General features: G+C 72.8%; 17 protein-coding genes. 10 read left to right on the forward strand and 7 right to left on the reverse strand.

From position 1 onward, the window contains the following. Positions 1 to 33 precede the first annotated feature (33 nt). From OG927_RS04090 to OG927_RS04100, 3 genes are read right to left on the reverse strand one after another with little or no spacing between them, the layout of a single operon-like run. Positions 34 to 735, reverse strand: a complete 702-nt coding sequence (locus OG927_RS04090) for a 4'-phosphopantetheinyl transferase superfamily protein (protein ID WP_241191979.1) — start codon at positions 733 to 735, stop codon at positions 34 to 36. Positions 736 to 786: 51 nt separating this feature from the next. Next, positions 787 to 2,265 (reverse strand): class I adenylate-forming enzyme family protein, encoded by a 1,479-nt coding sequence (locus OG927_RS04095; protein ID WP_056795750.1) that lies wholly within the window; start codon positions 2,263 to 2,265, stop codon positions 787 to 789. Then, positions 2,265 to 2,510: an acyl carrier protein gene (locus OG927_RS04100; protein WP_056795752.1), complete on the reverse strand. Its 246-nt coding sequence runs from the start codon at positions 2,508 to 2,510 to the stop codon at positions 2,265 to 2,267. Before OG927_RS04100 ends, OG927_RS04095 begins: the two co-directional genes overlap by 1 nt. A 348-nt stretch (positions 2,511 to 2,858) precedes the next feature. Between OG927_RS04100 and paaA the strand changes: the two genes are divergently transcribed. The 9 genes from paaA to kynU all read left to right on the forward strand — a co-directional run bounded on the left by paaA (position 2,859) and on the right by kynU (position 10,712). Beyond that, positions 2,859 to 3,959 carry a 1,2-phenylacetyl-CoA epoxidase subunit PaaA gene (gene paaA / locus OG927_RS04105; RefSeq protein WP_330319720.1) on the forward strand — a complete coding sequence of 367 codons (1,101 nt, stop codon included), beginning with the start codon at positions 2,859 to 2,861 and terminating at the stop codon, positions 3,957 to 3,959. Beyond that, positions 3,956 to 4,267 carry a 1,2-phenylacetyl-CoA epoxidase subunit PaaB gene (gene paaB, locus OG927_RS04110; protein ID WP_056795754.1) on the forward strand — a complete coding sequence of 104 codons (312 nt, stop codon included), beginning with the start codon at positions 3,956 to 3,958 and terminating at the stop codon, positions 4,265 to 4,267. Before paaA ends, paaB begins: the two co-directional genes overlap by 4 nt. Continuing rightward, entirely contained in the window at positions 4,251 to 5,048 is a 798-nt protein-coding gene (gene paaC, locus OG927_RS04115; RefSeq protein WP_330319721.1) for a 1,2-phenylacetyl-CoA epoxidase subunit PaaC, read from the forward strand. Before paaB ends, paaC begins: the two co-directional genes overlap by 17 nt. A 68-nt stretch (positions 5,049 to 5,116) precedes the next feature. Next, positions 5,117 to 5,617 carry a 1,2-phenylacetyl-CoA epoxidase subunit PaaD gene (gene paaD / locus OG927_RS04120; RefSeq protein WP_164494222.1) on the forward strand — a complete coding sequence of 167 codons (501 nt, stop codon included), beginning with the start codon at positions 5,117 to 5,119 and terminating at the stop codon, positions 5,615 to 5,617. A gap of 8 nt (positions 5,618 to 5,625) precedes the next feature. After that, entirely contained in the window at positions 5,626 to 6,843 is a 1,218-nt protein-coding gene (locus OG927_RS04125) for a 2Fe-2S iron-sulfur cluster-binding protein (protein WP_330319722.1), read from the forward strand. Positions 6,844 to 6,898: 55 nt separating this feature from the next. Continuing rightward, the gene (locus tag OG927_RS04130; protein WP_056795760.1) at positions 6,899 to 7,675 is read left to right on the forward strand and encodes an SDR family oxidoreductase; all 777 of its coding nucleotides are present in this window, start codon (positions 6,899 to 6,901) and stop codon (positions 7,673 to 7,675) included. A 100-nt stretch (positions 7,676 to 7,775) separates the two neighbouring features. After that, entirely contained in the window at positions 7,776 to 8,627 is an 852-nt protein-coding gene (locus tag OG927_RS04135) for a tryptophan 2,3-dioxygenase (protein WP_056795766.1), read from the forward strand. Further along, positions 8,620 to 9,465: an alpha/beta hydrolase gene (locus OG927_RS04140; protein WP_056795773.1), complete on the forward strand. Its 846-nt coding sequence runs from the start codon at positions 8,620 to 8,622 to the stop codon at positions 9,463 to 9,465. The genes OG927_RS04135 and OG927_RS04140 overlap by 8 nt, the downstream gene beginning before the upstream one ends. Beyond that, positions 9,462 to 10,712, forward strand: a complete 1,251-nt coding sequence (kynU, locus tag OG927_RS04145; protein WP_330319723.1) for a kynureninase — start codon at positions 9,462 to 9,464, stop codon at positions 10,710 to 10,712. Before OG927_RS04140 ends, kynU begins: the two co-directional genes overlap by 4 nt. 153 nt (positions 10,713 to 10,865) lie before the next feature. Here kynU and OG927_RS04150 read toward each other — a convergent pair whose 3' ends face one another. Together OG927_RS04150 and OG927_RS35960 are read right to left on the reverse strand one after the other, a co-directional pair. Continuing rightward, positions 10,866 to 11,444, reverse strand: a complete 579-nt coding sequence (locus OG927_RS04150; RefSeq protein ID WP_330319724.1) for a helix-turn-helix transcriptional regulator — start codon at positions 11,442 to 11,444, stop codon at positions 10,866 to 10,868. Positions 11,445 to 12,635: 1,191 nt separating this feature from the next. After that, positions 12,636 to 12,935, reverse strand: a complete 300-nt coding sequence (locus OG927_RS35960; protein WP_209470941.1) for a hypothetical protein — start codon at positions 12,933 to 12,935, stop codon at positions 12,636 to 12,638. A 410-nt stretch (positions 12,936 to 13,345) separates the two neighbouring features. Between OG927_RS35960 and OG927_RS04160 the strand changes: the two genes are divergently transcribed. Continuing rightward, a complete protein-coding gene (locus OG927_RS04160; RefSeq protein WP_124283006.1) occupies positions 13,346 to 14,776 on the forward strand; it encodes a WGR domain-containing protein in 1,431 nt (476 codons plus the stop codon). Positions 14,777 to 15,024: 248 nt separating this feature from the next. On the opposite strand, the gene OG927_RS04165 is transcribed toward OG927_RS04160, so the two are convergent. Both OG927_RS04165 and OG927_RS04170 read right to left on the reverse strand, forming a co-directional pair. Then, the gene (locus OG927_RS04165) at positions 15,025 to 15,465 is read right to left on the reverse strand and encodes a hypothetical protein (protein WP_056795791.1); all 441 of its coding nucleotides are present in this window, start codon (positions 15,463 to 15,465) and stop codon (positions 15,025 to 15,027) included. Positions 15,466 to 15,619: 154 nt separating this feature from the next. Then, positions 15,620 to 16,372: an acyltransferase gene (locus OG927_RS04170; protein ID WP_056796045.1), complete on the reverse strand. Its 753-nt coding sequence runs from the start codon at positions 16,370 to 16,372 to the stop codon at positions 15,620 to 15,622. Positions 16,373 to 16,399: the final 27 nt, after the last annotated feature.

A 16,399-nucleotide genomic window follows, 5' to 3' on the forward strand; every position in this document is an offset into this window, starting at 1 on the left:
GGAGCCGGGGGCGGGGGGCGCCGAGCCCGCCGCTCAACGCGGCGCCCAGCCGAGGACCGTACTGAGGACGCCCGCGCCGACCGCCTCCACGTGGACGTGCACGGCGAGCGCCGGGCCCGTCCGCGTCCCGATCAGGAGCCCCTCGGCTACGGGGTCCGCGGGCCGCGCCCGCAGGTCGCGCAGGCTCCGCAGCGCACCGCCCGGCAGCGCCCGGGGCCCGGTGTGCAGCGCCTTCCACGCTGCTTCCTTCGCCGAGAACAGCGAGGTCACGGACCACGGCACCGTCCCGGGCCGGGGATTGCGCAGCAGCGCCTCCTCGTCCTGGCGCAGCACCAGCCGCGCCGCCCCGGCGGGCAGGGGGCGCAGTTCCAGGTCGCAGCCGAGCGGGAGGTCGTGACCCGGCGCCCCGGCCAGGGCCACCGCGACGCCCGCGCTGTGCGCGATCGACGCCGCCCGGCCCGGCGGAAACAGCGGCAGGCGGCCCGACCGCGGGATCTCTCCGCAGTCCAGGCCCACGGCGCCGAGGGCACGCCGCGCAGCGAGCCGGCCGGCCAGGAACTCCCGGCGGCGGCGCGGCGACATGGCCGATGCGGCGGCCTCCTCCGCCGGGCCGGCGGGTACGGCCCGGGGGTCCGAGGCGGCGGCCACGCCGAGAGCGAGCCCGGCCGCCGTCCACGCCGGGTGCGGCCGGGCGGCGGCCTCCGCGTACGGACCGGCCTCTGCGTCCGCGAACACGCCCGCGGGACGGCCGGCCGCTGCGAAGGGGAACGGGAGCGGGCGCACCCGTCAGGCCCGCAGCAGCTTCTTGACGATCTTCCCGGCGGGATTGCGGGGCACCTGCTCGATGAACTCCACCCGGCGCGGGCGCTTGTAGGGCGCGAGCTGCTCCCTGACATGGGCGAGCAGCTCCGCGGCCCGGGTGTCCGGGGCGGCGACGACGTAGGCCAGCGGTACCTCGCCGTAGTCGTCGTCCGGCATGCCGATGACCGCGGCGTCCCTGACCGCCGGATGGGACATCAGGGCGCGCTCGATCTCGGAGGGATAGACGTTCTGCCCCGCCCGGATGATGAGGTCCTTGCTGCGGTCCACGAGGTGGATGCGTCCCGCGCCGTCGACGAATCCCAGGTCACCGGTCTTGATCCAGCCGTCGAGGGCGATCTCGCGGGTGGCCTCGGGGTCGTTCCAGTAACCCTGCATCACACCCGGTCCGCGCACGGTGATCTCACCGATCTCGTCGCGGGGCAGCTCCCGCCCGGTCTCGTCGACCGCGCGGGCGGACATGCCGGGCACGACGCGTCCGCAGGGGATGCGGACGGAGACGTCCCCGGGGGCCGGGTGCTCGTCGGGGCCGAGGGTGACGAAGGGCCCGCCGACCTCCGTCATGCCGTAGACCTGCCGGAAACCGCAGCCGAGGCGCTCCACGGCCTCGGCGTACACGTCCAGCGGCATGGGGGCGGCACCGTAGAGGATCTCCCGCAGCGAGGACAGGTCGGTGCGCCCGGAGCTCTTGGCCTGGAGCATGAAGCGGAGCATCTGTGGGACCAGCCACATGTGGGTGGCGCGGTGTTCCTCCACCGCGGCCAGCGCCCGCTGCGGGGTGAAGCCGGGCATGAGCACGACGGTGGCGCCGGCGGCCAGGTAGGTCAGGGACACGACCATGCTGCCGTGGTACAGGGGGCAGCAGTTGACCATGACGATGTCCTCGGTGGGACGCGCCATGACCAGCCAGCCCAGGGCGATGGCACGGAACGAGGCGCCGTCGACCGTGACGCCCTTGGCCCGCCCGGTGGTCGCCGAGGTGTGCAGCACGGCGATCGGGTCGTCGTCGGCCACCTCGGGCAGGACTCGATCGGCGGTCAGGGCGCCCAGCGCCCCGAAGGCGGGCTTGTCCAGCGCCATCCTGATCCGTACGCACGCCGGGAGGTCGGGGTGCAGGTCCAGCAGGTCCGACTCGCCGAGGACAGCGACCGCCCCGACGCGGGCGACGATGTCCTCGACCTCGGGCACGGCCAGACTGTGGTTCAGCGGCACGAACAGCGCGCCGAGCCGGGCGAGCGCGAAGTAGGTCTCCAGGACCTCGACGCGGTCCTTGGACAGCACCGCGACCCGGTCGCCGCGCTCGATGCCCAGCTCGGCCAGTCCACGAGCCAGTTCGAGCGTGCGGTCATGGAACTGCGACCACGTGAGCCGGCGCCGCTCGTCGACCAGTGCCCACCGGTCCGGCCAGCACTGGCGGTTGCGTTCCAGCAGTTGTGTCAGCCACATCACGCACCGCCGGCGGTGGAACGCTCGGTCACGAACCGCTCGTAGTCGCCGATCGAGTGCAGCTCCTCCATGTCGTCGGCGGTGATCTCCACGCCGAGCCGCTGCTCGACGAGCAGGACGAGGCGCACCAGGTCGCCGGAGTCGATGCCGCTCGCGGCGAGGTCGATGCCGTCACCGACCTCCCCGGCGTCGGCGAACTCCGCGGTACCGGTGAGTTCGACCAGCAGTTCCCTGATGGTGGCCATGCTTTCCCCTTTCACCACGGCGGGTGCCCGCCGAGCGAATCGCGTGGGTCCGGTGTCACCCCGACAAGAGGCCCGTGCGTCCGACGGCAATCCCGGTGGCCCTACGTGACGTTCATCACGCGCCCGCACCGCCGGGTGCGGGGATAGCGGAGCCCGTGCACAGCCTCTTTCTCCGGGACGGGGAGCGCGCCACCCGCCGAACGGACCGGGTGCCACTGCTCCCGCCGGGCCGGGCCCGGCGGGAGGCCCGAGGAGAGCCGAAGGAGTGATACCAGTGCCCGAGCCAGATGCCCGGTTCGAGGGCCGGCGCGGTTCCGGCCCGGCGGGAACAGGCCACGGGGGCGCCGCATGAGCGCGCGGCCGACCGGCACCACCCCCGCCTCGCAGGACGAACTGCTCGCGCACTTCGACGGGCTCATCGCCGCCGGGGAGACCGTCGAGCCCCGCGACTGGATGCCCGACGGCTACCGCAGAATGATGATCCGTCAGGTCGCGCAGCACGCCCATTCCGAGATCATCGGCATGCAGCCGGAAGGCGCCTGGCTCACCCGGGCCCCCTCCCTGTACCGCAAGTCGGTGCTCATCGCCAAGGTGCAGGACGAGGCCGGGCACGGAATGTACCTCTACTCCGCCGCCGAGACACTGGGCGTGGACCGGGCCGCACTGCTCGACGCCCTGCACCAGGGCCAGCAGCGGGCCTCGGCAACGTTCAACCACCCCGCGCTGACCTGGGCGGACACCGGAGCCATCGCCTGGCTGACGGACGGCGCCGCCGTCATCAACCAGGCCCCTCTGTGCCGCACGTCCTACGGTCCGTACGCCCGGGCGATGCGCAGAGTCTGCCAGGAGGAGGCCTTCCACGTGCGACAGGGTTACGACCTCATGCGCACGCTGTGCGAGGGCACACCGGAGCAGAAGGCGATGGCCCAGGACGCGGTGGACCGGTGGTGGCTGCCGGCCGTGGCGCTGATGTTCGGGCCGCCCGACACCGAGGCGGGCGGCGCCGACGCCCGCACCGCGGCGCTCGGCGCCGCCGTCTCCCGCCGCGCCATGGCCTGGGGCATCAAGCGTCACACCAACGACGAACTGCGCCAGCGTTTCGTCGACAGTTGCGTCCCCCAGGCCGAACGACTCGGACTCGTCCTGCCGGACCCTGCGATCCGCTGGAACGAGGAACGGGGCCACCACGATTTCACCCCCGTGGACTGGGACCTCTACCGCGCGGCGCTCGGCGAGGACACGCACTGGTCGCGGCAGCGGCTCGCCCACCGGCGGGCGGCGCACGAGGACGGCGCCTGGGTGAGGGAGGCGTCCGCCGCCTACGCCGCGCGCTTCGGGGCCGACGGTCCGCCTCCGCCTCCGCCCCCGGCCCCGGAAACGGCCTCGAAAGCGGGGGCGGGACCGGCCGCGGTGGAGGCCGTACGGGGCGGGGCGGGTGAGCGCGCATGAGCCGCCGGACCGAAGGCGCACCGGCGTCCTGGGAGGTGTTCCTCCGGCCTCGGCGGGGCCTGAACCACCAGCATGTGGGGTCCGTACGCGCCGCCGACGCCGATACGGCTCTGCTGCGGGCCCGTGACCTCTACACCCGGCGCGGCGACCCGCTGTCGCTGTGGGTGGTCCGTTCCGATGCCGTGCACGCCGCCTCCCCGGATGAACGCGACCCGTTCTTCGCGGGCGCCCACCACAAGCCGTACCGGTATCCGGAGCACTTCCCGCCCCTGACCGAGAAAGGCGCCGACGGTGACCACCTCGACTGACCAGGCCCCGGCCGACGAAGCCGCCCGTGCCGACGCCCACCTCGCCGTGCACCTGCTGCGCCTGGGCGACGACGCCCTCGTCCTCGGACAGCGGCTGTGCCGGTGGATCACGCGGGCGCCGACGATCGAGGAGGACATGGCCCTGTCCAACATCGCCCTCGACCTGATCGGCCACGCCCGCACGCTGCTCGCCCTCAGCGGAGAGGCCGACGGCACGGGACGTACCGAGGACGAGTTCGCCTTCACCCGCTCCGACCGTGAGTTCACCAACGCCCTGCTGGCCGAGCTGCCCTGCGGCGACTTCGCGGTGACCGTCGCGCGCCAACTGGTCTACGCGCACTACGCGGTCCTGTACTACGAGGCCTTGGCCGACCGCGCGGACCTCCGGCTGGCCGCGTTCGGTGAGCGGGCCGCGAAGGAGGTGGCCTTCCACCGGACGCACGCCGACAACTGGGCCCTGCGGCTGGGGCTCGGTACCCCCGAGAGTGCGCGCCGCATGCAACGCGGCCTGGAGCGGGTGTGGCCCTACGCGGCCGAACTGTTCGACGAGGACGAGGTGACTCGCCACGTGGTCGCGGCGGGTACGGCGCCCTCGCCGGCCCCGCTGCACCCGGTCTGGCAGCGGCGCGTGGGCGAGGTCGTGACCCGGGCGGGTCTGACCGTGCCGACCCCGCGCTGGCGGGCCGGGGGCGGACGGGCCGGCCTGCACACCGAGGAGTTCGGACCGCTGATCGCCGACATGCAGTCGGTGCACCGACAGTTCCCGGGGGGCCGCTGGTGAACGGCTCGGTCCCCTCGCCGTCGCGACCGGCCGCGCCCCGGCCGGGCCCTGTGGGGTCACGGCCTGTGGTGTCCCTGCGCCCTCCCCGCCCGGTGGCGGAGGTCCGGGCCCTGGTGGAGGCGCTGCCTGATCCGGAGTTGCCGATGATCGGCCTCGGCGACCTCGGTGTGGTTCGGTCCGTCGCCCCTGCAGCCGACGGAGTCCTCGAAGTGGAGATCACCCCGACCTTCCTGGGCTGCCCGGCGCTGCCCGCCATCGTCTCCGCGGTCAGGGACGTCCTCGCCGGCAGCGGCCACCCCGATGGGCGCGTCCGGCAGGTGCTGTCCCCGCCGTGGACGACGGACCGCGTCACGGAGGCCGGCCGGGAGAAGCTCGCCGCCCACGGCATCGCCCCGCCCCCGCCCGCCTCGTCGGGCGGCCCGGTCCCCGTCGTACTGGCCGCGGTGCCCTGCCCGCACTGCGGCTCCCGGGCCACCCGGCCGCACAGCCCCTTCGGCCCGGCCCGCTGCCAGTCCGTGCTGCGGTGCACGGCGTGCCACGAACTCTTCCCGTACCTGAGCGCGCTGTGAGGCCGACCGTGGACAGCGACACGACCGGCACCGGCCCCGACACCGGCACGACCCACGCGGTCGCCGGCACCGGCCCCGGCGCCGCTCTCGGCGCGACCGGCGCCGTACCCCTCACCACACTCCCGGCGGCTCCCCACCGGCACCCGACACCCGGCCGGCGTACCGGCTGGCACCGGCTCGTGGCCGCAGACGTCCGCCACCTCACCGGGGACGCGGTCGCGGTCACCCTCCACGTGCCCGACGCCCTGCGCGACGTCTTCGCCCACCGGCCCGGCGAGCACGTCGTCGTCCGGCACCGCCGCGCCGGTACGGAACTGCGCCGCAGCTACTCGGTGTGCCCCCCGCCGGCGGACCCGGTCGCACTGCGCCTGGTGATCCGCCGCGGTGCACCCGACGGTTTCGGCGCCCACGCCGTCTCCGGCCTGTCGACCGGCGACGTCCTGGAACTCTCCCCGCCGCAGGGCGCCTTCGCCCTGCCCGAGCAGCCCGGCGGCCACCACGTCCTGATCGCGGGCGGCTCCGGCATCACACCGCTCGCCACCATGGCCGCCGCCGCACTGCGCGAGGACCCCGTCTGCCGCATCACCCTGATCCACTCGGTCCCGACGGCCGCAGACGCCCTGCTCTCCGACGAACTGTCCGAACTCAAGGACTCGTTCGTCGACCGTCTCACCGTCCTGTACGTCCTCACCCGGGAGCGGCACGACAGCGGGGCACCGGGTGGGCGGATCGACCACGCGACGCTCCCACGCCTGCTCGCGGCGGTCGACACCCGGCCCGGCCCCGGCACCACGTACGCCGTGTGCGGACCGGCCGGCCTGGTCACCGCGGTGCGCCGGGCACTCACGGCGTGGGGCGCGGACCCGGACCGTATCCACTACGAGATGTTCACCCTCGCGGGCGACCCGCCGACGAGCGCTCCGTCCCGGTCGGCCCCCGCCCCGCTCCGGACCCGCCTCACCGCCCTGCTCGGCGGTCGCCACCGCCTGGCAGCCGCCGGACCCGAGGACGCCACGGTCCTGGACGCGTTGCTGCGCACCCATCCCGACGTCCCCTACGCCTGCCGGGAGGGCGTGTGCGGCAGTTGCCGGGCCCGCGTCACGTCCGGCCGGGTGACCACAGGGACCCAGTACGCCCTCGACGCCGCCGAACTCGCCGCGGGTTACACGCTCGTGTGCAGGGCCCGGCCCCTCGGCGACGAGCTGACACTCGACTTCGACGCATGAACCGGCCCGCCCCGCCGCGGCCCCGGGCCGGCCCCCACTCACCGAGGAGAAGACGTTGACCACCAGCCTGCGACACCAGGACAAGACCGCTCTGGTCACCGGCGGCAGCCGGGGCATCGGCCGGGCCATCGGCCGGCGCCTGGGCCGCGAGGGCGCCCTCGTCGCCGTCCACTACGGACACGACCGCGCGTCGGCCGAGCGCACGGTCAAGGAGATCGAGGCCGACGGCGGACAGGCCTTCCCCGTCCACGCCGAACTCGGCGTGGACGGCGACGCCGACACACTGTGGGAGGCCTTCGACCGGGCCCTGTCCGCACGGGGCGCGCGTCCCGGCGTCGACATCCTCGTCAACAACGCCGGAATCACCCTCCCGCGCCCGATCGCGGACGTCACCGAGGCGGACTACGACCAGGTGTTCGCCGTCAACACCAAGGCGCCGTTCTTCGTCGTCCAGCGCGCACTGACCCGGCTGCGCGACGGCGGCAGGATCGTGAACGTCTCCTCGGTGGCCACCCGTGTCGCCTTCCCCCCGATCGTCGCCTACACCATGACCAAGGCCGCCCTGGACTACCTCACCCTGGCCCTCGCCCAGGAACTGGGCCACCGGGGCATCACCGTGAACAGCGTCGCGCCCGGCTACACCGACACGGAGATCAACCCCACGCTGAGCATCCCGGAGGTGCGCCGGAGGTACTCGGAAGCCTCTGTTCTGGGACGGCTCGGCACCCCCGCGGACATCGCCGACGTCGTGTCCTTCGTGGCGAGCGACGACGCCCGCTGGGTGACCGGCCAGTGGATCGACGCCTCCGGCGGCGTCCACCTCGGCGCATGAGGAAGCCGCTCGCGGCGCCGTTTCCCCGCGCCGCACGCCGGGGGCCTCCGCCCCGGCCGCCCGGCCGCACCCACCATCGACGGCAGCACCAGGAGATGCCATGACCGACAGCACGTCAGCCCCCGCCCCTCCCACCGCCGACACCGACGCGCCGACCCAGCCCTTCCCGGGCACCAGCCCCTACGACGACTACGTGCACGCTTCCGTACTCAACACGCTCCAGCACCCCCTCACCGAAGCCCCTGACGAGATGGGGTTCCTCGTCACCACACAGGTCATGGAACTGTGGTTCACCCTGATCGTCCACGAGTGGCGCACCGCGAGGACGGCCTTCGCCAAGGACGACCTGCACGCCGCCGTGGACGCACTGACACGCAGCCGGCGCGCCCTGACCGCCCTCAACGCGACCTGGGCGCCGGTCGCAGCCCTGACACCCGCCCAGTTCAACGGCTTCCGGGCCGCGTTCGGCCGGGCGTCCGGCTTCCAGTCGGCCATGTACCGGCACATGGAGTTCCTGCTGGGTGACAAGTCCGCCGACATGCTCCGTCTGCACCAGGGCGACGCCGCGGTCCACGAGGCGCTCGGCGAGACCTACCGCGAAACATCCCTGTACGAAGAGGTGCTGTGCTTCCTGCACCGCCGGGGCCTGCCCGTTCCCGGTCACGTCAGGGACCGCGACACGACCGCCCCCCACACCTGCGACCCGGGCGTGATCGAGGCCTGGCGGCAGGTCTACGCCGGCCCGCGGCACGACCCGCTGCTCGCCCTCGGTGAGCTGCTCACCGATGTCGCCGAACTCGTCACGCGCTGGCGCTTCGACCACGTCATGGTCGTGCGCCGTGCCATGGGCACCAAGAGCGGCAGCGCCGGCTCCACCGGGCTCGCCTGGCTGGAACGGCGAGCCGCCCGCCCGGTCTTCCCCGAACTGTGGGAGGTGCGCGGCGATGTCTAGGACGATCTCCGCGTTCGCGGCAGAGGAGGAGAAGCGGGTCCTGGGCCTGAAGCCGGTGCTGGCACCGGTGCACGGCTCCTACGGAGACCACCCCCACCAGGTCTACGACGCCTGGCCCGCCGAGGACCCCGGCGCCCCGCTGGTGGTCCTGCTGCACGGCGGCTACTGGCGCTACGACCGCATGCACCTCACTCCCTTCGCGGCCTACCTCGCGCGGCAGGGCTTCGACGTGCTGCTGCCGGGCTTCCGCCGGTCCGGCGGCGCCGGCGGGTACCCGGAGACGTTCGACGACGTCACGCGCATCGTGGACACGCTGCCGCAGGGACGGCCGTACGTCCTGGCCGGACACTGCTCGGGAGGCCATCTGGCCCTGTGGTGCGCGGCCCGCGGGCTGCTGCCCCCCGGTTCGCGCTGGCACACCCGCGACCTGCCCACCGCCGTCCTGGCACTGGCACCGATCACCGACCTCACCGCCACCCGCCGCGACGGCCTCAGCGACGACGCCGCCCTGCTCCTCCTCGGCGGCACAAGCCTGTTCGCGTCGAGGATGCCTTCGGTGGACCCCCTGACCCTGCTGCGCGAAGCGGGCACCACCGGCGTCCCCACCGTGCTGCTGCACGGAGCCGTCGACGAGGAGGTCCCGCTCACCCAGTACGCGGACTACGCGTCCGTGCACCGCGACCTGACGACCGTCGTGCTGCCCGGTACCGGCCACTACACGCTCATCGAACCGGGAGCGCCCGGTGCCCGCGCGGTCGCCGGCACCCTGGAGGAGATGTCGGCCGCCTTCGGCGCACGACGCCCGGTCGACGACGACCGGAAGGCGCCCCTGACATGACCACCGCCCTCACCACACGCGAAGAACAGGCCGCGCGACTCGACGCCGCCGACCCCCTGGCCCCGCTCCGCGAGCGGTTCCTGCTCCCCGGCGACGTCGTCTATCTCGACGGCAACTCCCTGGGGCCCCTGCCAGCCGCCGTTCCCGCCGCCCTCGCCGACGTCGTGAGCCGGCAGTGGGGCACCGACCTCATCCGCTCCTGGAACGACAACGGCTGGTGGGAGGCGCCCCTGCGGATCGGCGACGCCATCGGCAGCCTGATCGGTGCCGCGCCGGGACAGACTGTGGCGGGCGACTCCACCAGCGTGCAGTTGTTCACCGCGCTCAGCGCCGCCGCCGCGCTGCGCCCCGACCGGACCCTGCTGGTGACCGACCCCGGCCACTTCCCCACCGACCGGTACCTGGCGCAGGCGGTGGCCGAGCGCAGGGCCCTGGAGGTGCGGCGGGTCCCACCGGCCGACCTGGCACCGTTCCTCGCCGCCGAGGGCGCCCGGGTCGCCGCGGTCAGCTACGCGCCCGTCGACTTCCGCACGGGAGAGCTGTACGACATGCGCGCGCTGACCGATGCCGCGCACCGAGTCGGCGCGCTGGTCCTGTGGGACCTGTGCCATGCCGCCGGCGCCCTGCCCCTGCACCTCGACACCCTCGGCGTCGACTTCGCCGTCGGCTGCGGCTACAAGTTCCTCAACGGCGGCCCGGGAGCCCCCGGGTACCTCTATGTGGCCCGACGTCACCACGAGGCATTCGAGACCCCCCTGACCGGCTGGAACGGCCACGCCGACCCCTTCGGCCTCAGCCGCGAGTACGCACCCGCGCCAGGCATCGCCCGCGCTCGTATCGGCACCCCGCCCATCCTGTCGCTGCTGGCCCTCGAAGCCGCGCTCACCGTGTTCGACGGCGTCGACATGGCCGACGTCCGGGCCAAGAGCCTCTCGCTGACGGCCTTCTTCCTGGACTGCGCCGGCGAACTGCTCGCTCCCCTCGGCTTCGCGCCCGTCACCCCGTCCGACCCCGCACGACGCGGCAGCCACGTCGCACTGCGTCATCCCCACGCCAGAAGGCTGGCCCGGGGCCTGTCAGACCGCGGAGTCATCATCGACATGCGCGCCCCGGACATCCTGCGCTTCGGCGTGAACGCCCTCTACACGACCCACCAGGACCTGTTCAGCGCCGCCCGTCGGCTGCTGGACGTCACCCGGGAGGCCCCCCAAGGCCCGCCGCCCCCGTCGTCGGGCCCGGTCACCTGAGATCCGACGCACCGGGGCCCACGCGACGGCGGCCGTACCGGAACAGGGACGGTACGGCCGCCCCTCGCTCGGCGGAGAACCGCAGCCCGGCCCGGCCGGTCCCGGATCGAATTCCGGTCCCGGTCCGGCCCGCACCTCCGGAGGGACCGGACTTCACCTGATGTACTCCGGCAACACGCGAGGCGGCCACTGACCCACCGTCAACATGCCCATGGAATGGGCGCGCGCCACCAGGGCGGCCCGGTTGGGCACCTTGAGCTTGCGCAGCATGAGGCCGACATGGTATTCGACGCCCTGTCGGCTGAGATAGAGCACCGCCGCGAGCTGCATGGTCGAGGCGCCTGCGGCTATCCCCTCCAGGACCCGGGCGTCGAGCTTGCTCAGCAACCGCTCCCGCGGGTCACCGATCACGTCACCGGCATCCCTGCCGCCCGCCTCCGCGTCGGGCCGGACCTGCACGACGATGCCGGCGAGCTGCCCGGTGGTGTTCTGCACCGCGATACCGGTCAGCCCGCCGGAGAAGACCCGGCCCCCGTTCCTCAGGCCGACCATGCGCTCGGCGAAGCGGTTCGAACGGCCCTCGGAGAGCCGGGTGAAATGGCGGTGCAGCACCGAGGGGGCGGAGGGATGGAGTAACTCGTACAGGCTGCGGCCACAGGTGTCGGCCGATGTGCGGCCGAACTGGTGCGAGAAATCGAGTTCCGCGGCCACGATCTGCATCTCGGGGTCCATATAAGCGGTGTAAAGGCGGAGGTTGCCCGATCCGTGAGCTCGTGGCTCCTGGGTTTTCCGGTGAGTGGTCGCGTGATGCGGGACGGACACTCTGTCTCTGTCGTGCGAGGCACTGGTTACGTGCGAGGTCACTGCGACGCACCGTCTTTCTCGATTCAGAAACGGGGGGCGTACACGACACCTGGAGTGCGATCGCAGGCGGCGCGTACTCGGCCGGGTTCCTGGTCGCGGCCCGGCCGAGCCTTTCTCCTCTGACCAACTGCAGCAGAGCCTAGGAATATGCCTCCGGGCCGGTCAAGCGGACCTTTGTGCGGTCGGCGAAAACTGTGGCCGGAAATCCCTTCGGACGCTGCCCCGCGGTCGTGGCACTCGACCTGAACAGCCCGGTCGACGTCGACGGTGAGGTCGCACCGTGAAGTCTCGTCCCCCAAGAGACCGCCCGGAAGTGCCCGGTGAACCTGCCGACATGATCGCCGCAGCGCCGGCGCGGGCCGGCTGACCGTTTGCCGTCCGGGGGCTTCCGATCGCCGCCCGATTCCGGCCGGAGGGAGCGGACAGGAATGCGCGCACCGGTATCCGTCAGGCGTCCGGAGTTCCACCGGCTCCCGGGCCCGCACCAGTTCCGGTCGCCCGAAATACCGAATGCGCCGTTGGAATTGCGTCAGATGCCTCTCCACCGCGCGGGAGGCCGTGCCCAGCCCGGACAATGTCTCCGCATTACTCAGACCGGCCGCGGCCGAACGCGCCGCCTTCCGTTCGGACGGCATCAGCCGGACCCCGTCCGAGGAAGTCGCGCGTGGTCGCTCGGCCCGCTTGCGCGTGATTTCTCTCCGCCCACGCATCGCCCCCGCGGTCCACGGCCGTCTCCATGGGCCCGTTCGAACACCGAGACACATCGCCCGCCGTCCGTTCCGCCATGGGCGCCCAGGGCGTACGGCGTCCGGCACAGCCCGAGTGCGGTGCTCCGCTTCTCCGGCACCTCGACGGCCTCCTCCGGCACGGGCGCGGACCTTTCGCCCCCGCAAACCCTGCCGAGGGTCACCAGGGCGCGTCCCAGCCCGGGGGGAGCATCGTCGCCATGCGATTCCGCATCGGCGAGGCAGGCTTGCCGTCATGGGCACCGCACGCTGCTCGCCACCAGCGAGAAACCGGCGCGGCTGTTGTCACCGGCTATGCCGACCTCGGCCCCTCTCACGGCACAATGACCCCCATGGTGCACATCTCCTCCCGAGCAGTCGGGGGTTCCTCGCTCTCCTTGTGGTCGAAGGACTCGTTCCTGTCCATCGGCTCCGTGGGGTCAGTGCTGTCCATCGGTTCGGTCGGCAGCGCGCTGTCCATCGGTTCGGTCGGCAGCGCGCTGTCCATCTGGTCCATCGGCTCTTCGATGTCCATCGGCTCGATCGGCTCCGCCATGTCCCTGGTGTCGCTGGGGTCCATCCAGAGCACCGGCAGTGCGCTGTCCATCCAGGCACGACGCTCTGTCCTGGCCATCGGCCCGTACCGCGTGATCAGATCCCCTGGCATGCTCGCGCTGGTCGGATCGGGTGCGCTCGCGCTTGCCGGCGCGCTTGTCGTGCACACACGTGCCAGGCCATGAGCGGTGCGGCCCCTTCGGTCCCGGTGCCGACAGGAGGATGTCAGGCCGTTGACGTGGTCGTCCGACGAGTCCGGGGACGGAGGGAATCTCCGCCAGGAGGGCATCAGTCGGGTGGCAGGGCCGGGAAGCATCATGTCGACCGGGCGGCGGGGTGATTCCGTCCGCCCGGCAGGACGGCAGCCGGCGTGGAGCCGCTGCCACCGGCGCCCGCCCGCACGTGTCGATGTCAGTGGTCTCTCGTAGCGTTCTCCCTGTCGGACGCGGTGCGAACGGAGCGCCGGTCCATCTTGTCGAGAGGGCTGTCATGCCGCGTACCACCACGTATCTGGAGCTGTCGCAGGACGGCGCAGGGGCGCACAAGTTCTACGAGGTGACCGTGGACGGGACAGTGGTCTCGGTGCGCTACGGACGCATCGGCGCGGACGGCCAGTTGCAGACCTCCTCCTTCCCCTCGGAGGCGAAGGCACAGGCCGCGGCTGCCAAGAAGATCGGCGAGAAGGTCCGCAAGGGGTACGCGCCGGCGGTACGGGGGCAGCGCGCGGCACGAGCGGTGACGCGCCGCCAGGTCACTTCCGCGCCCTCCACCGCCCGCGCCGTGGCGCCCGTGCTGTGGAGGTTCAGGACCGGTGCGGCGGCCTTCGGCATCCATGTCGACGAGGACCGCTGCTGGGTGGGAAACCAAGCGGGTGACGTCTACACCGTCAGCCACGGCGGTGAGGTCCTGGCGCGCTACACGCTGCCCGACGGCGTCAAGTGCCTGGTGGCGGACGATTTCTGGATCTACGCGGGGTGCGACGACGGCAAGGTCTACGACCTCTCCTCGAAGCTTCCGTTCGCGGCGTACGACATCGCGGCGGACGTGGACATCTTCTGGCTGGACATCCGCGAAGGCGTGCTGAACGTCTCCGACCGTGCCGGGGGTCTGACGGTCATCGACCACGAGGACGAGTACCAGTGGGCGCGCAAGTCCACCGGAGAGCACGGCTGGATGGTGCGCGCCGACGAACGGGCCGTCTACCACGGACACCACAAGGGCGTCACGGCCTATGCGCCGGACGGCTCGGGGGAGTTGTGGCACACCTCGACGCCGGGTCAGGTGCTCTTCGGCTGGCAGGAGGAGGAGTCGGTGTACGCGGGCACCGCACGCAACGTGGTGCAACGGCTGTCCAAGGCGACAGGCGTGGTGGAGGCCACCTTCCGCTGTGACACCGCCGTGTACGCGTGCGCGACCGCGCCCGGTGGCCGCTTCGTCTTCGCGGGCGACAGCTCCTCGTCGGTGTACTGCTTCGACCCGGACGGCACACGCCTGTGGAAGCTCGGTACGGGCGGCGGTTCGGCGCTGTCCATGCAGTTCTTCGACGACAAGTTGTACATGGTCACCACGGACGGGTCACTGGTGTGCGTCGACGCGAGCCCCGCGGCCGTCGCTGCGGCCCAGCAGGGCACGGTCCCGGTCGCGGCGGACATCAAGTCCGCCGCGGCGCTGCCCACCTACACTCCGGCGGCCACGGTCACGACCGTCAGCTCGCCGCCGCCCGGCGCCGTGGTCGTGGAGTGTGTCCAGGACGCGGGCAGGCTGCGGGTCCATGTGGTCTCCGACGGCTTCGAGCCGTCATGGAACGTGCAGTTCCCGCGTGGGATGCGCCAGCCGGGGACACGCTATGTGGTCGACGCCCTGCATCCCGCCGAGGCGGGCTTCTACCGGGTGCGCGGCGAGATCAGGCGGCTGGTCTGACGGGCGGATGCCGACCCGGCCGTCGCCCCTCCCCCGGCCCTCCTCTGCCCGGAAGCGATCGTCACCGGATGCAGCGACGGCTTCGGGGCCCACTCAGGCTCCAGGCACCGTTCCCGTCCGGAGGTGCACGCCCGACGCGGCCCCGGCCGCCCGGCGGTAGCCCGTCGCGCGCCGGTAGGCCGGCTCGTGCCGGGACAGGCCGATGTGGGCCGGGGTCACCAACGTGCGTGTGCGCCGGCGCTTCCCGGTCAGCGGCGGCCGGTGGCCAGGGTGACGAGGAACTGGCCGCCGCCCGCCGTGATGTCGGCGGTCACCGGCAGCCCCGGCACCAGTCGGGAGAACCGGTCCACCAGCCAGTCCGCCGCCTCCTGGGCGTCCTGCCTGTTCGGACAACGGCCCACCATCTCGCGGCCCCCCTTGCGTTCCAGCCGTTCGGCGACGGTGATCAGCGGCGCGGGGTCGACCACGTACAGGCGGTCCGGCCAGGCGATGACCACCTTGACCGCGCCCTTGCGGGTGTTGCACCCGCGATGAGCGAGCCGTTCGGCGACCTTGGCCTTCCGGTCGGCGGTCCGACTGTCGACGCTGGGCCCCCGAGGGTCGTTCACCGACATGTCGGGGTCGACCGGTTCGTCGCACACCCAGCAACGCCAGCCGTCGCGCTCTGCCACATCATCAAGGAGACTCACCCGAGCAAACTAGCCTGCCCGGCAGCCGCCCCGCACACCAGGGCCCCGGCCGTGGTGGTGGCCCCAGCGGCGTGAGGGCCTGCTGGGTGAGCGCCCGCCGAGCGCCCCTGGGCCCTGGTGGGGACGGCCCTGCTCGCAGCCGGTCGGGCGCCCGTCAGGTGCGGGGCGTGTCCTCCAGCAGCTGCGCCACGGCCTGCAGCTGTTCTGGGGTGACGCCTTCGGGGATCGGGACCGGTGCGGGCGTGCGCAGGGGCGGCTGCCAGCCCTTCTCGGAGTCCCAGCTCCGTACGACGCGGGCGGGCGCGCCCGCCACCACCGCGTGGTCGGGGACCTCTCCCCGCACGACGGCTCCGGCCGCGACGACCACGTTGCGGCCGAGACTGGCGCCGGGGAGGATCACGGCGCCGGTGCCGATCCAGCATCCCGGGCCGATCACGACGGGCTCCATCCGCGGCCACTGCTTGCCGACGGGCTCGTCGGGGTCGTCGTAGCTGTGGTTGGTGGACGTGATGTAGACGTACGGGCCGCAGTACGTGTCCGAGCCGATCGTCACCGTGGTGTCCGCGATGACGTGGCTGCCGCGGCCGAGCACCACACCGTCACCCAGAGTCAGGATGGGGTCCGCTCCCAGGTCCAGGTCGGGCATCAGTCCGGCCGTGAGCGTCACCTGCTCCCCGATGATGCAGTGGTCGCCGAGCTCGATCCACGGTTCGCCGAAGACGGTGCCCTGCGGGAAGGCGAGCCGTGTCCCGGTGCCGATCCGGCCGAAACGCAGCCGCCCCGGATCCTGCGCGGTGACCGCCCCGGCCTCCCGCACCCAGTCCCAGCCCCGGTGGACCGCACGGGACAGGAGACGACGCCGCCAGCGGGCCGGCGGGAAGGAGAACGTGTTTCTCTTCTTCGGCACCCGCTCACGGTAGTCGGCCGGGACGGG

Origin of the sequence: Streptomyces clavifer, from assembly GCF_036345975.1 — a bacterium.
Classification (GTDB): Bacteria; Actinomycetota; Actinomycetes; order Streptomycetales; family Streptomycetaceae; genus Streptomyces; species Streptomyces clavifer.

Bases quoted from the DNA above. Each gene is read 5' to 3' on its own strand.
- OG927_RS04100 (WP_056795752.1), bottom strand. From the start codon at position 2,510: ATGGCCACCATCAGGGAACTGCTGGTCGAACTCACCGGTACCGCGGAG.
- kynU (WP_330319723.1), top strand. From the start codon at position 9,462: ATGACCACCGCCCTCACCACACGCGAAGAACAGGCCGCGCGACTCGAC.
- paaB (WP_056795754.1), top strand. From the start codon at position 3,956: ATGAGCCGCCGGACCGAAGGCGCACCGGCGTCCTGGGAGGTGTTCCTC.
- OG927_RS04095 (WP_056795750.1), bottom strand. From the start codon at position 2,265: ATGTGGCTGACACAACTGCTGGAACGCAACCGCCAGTGCTGGCCGGAC.
- OG927_RS04140 (WP_056795773.1), top strand. From the start codon at position 8,620: ATGTCTAGGACGATCTCCGCGTTCGCGGCAGAGGAGGAGAAGCGGGTC.
- paaA (WP_330319720.1), top strand. From the start codon at position 2,859: ATGAGCGCGCGGCCGACCGGCACCACCCCCGCCTCGCAGGACGAACTG.
- OG927_RS04150 (WP_330319724.1), bottom strand. From the start codon at position 11,444: ATGGACCCCGAGATGCAGATCGTGGCCGCGGAACTCGATTTCTCGCAC.
- OG927_RS04135 (WP_056795766.1), top strand. From the start codon at position 7,776: ATGACCGACAGCACGTCAGCCCCCGCCCCTCCCACCGCCGACACCGAC.
- OG927_RS35960 (WP_209470941.1), bottom strand. From the start codon at position 12,935: ATGGCCAGGACAGAGCGTCGTGCCTGGATGGACAGCGCACTGCCGGTG.
- OG927_RS04160 (WP_124283006.1), top strand. From the start codon at position 13,346: ATGCCGCGTACCACCACGTATCTGGAGCTGTCGCAGGACGGCGCAGGG.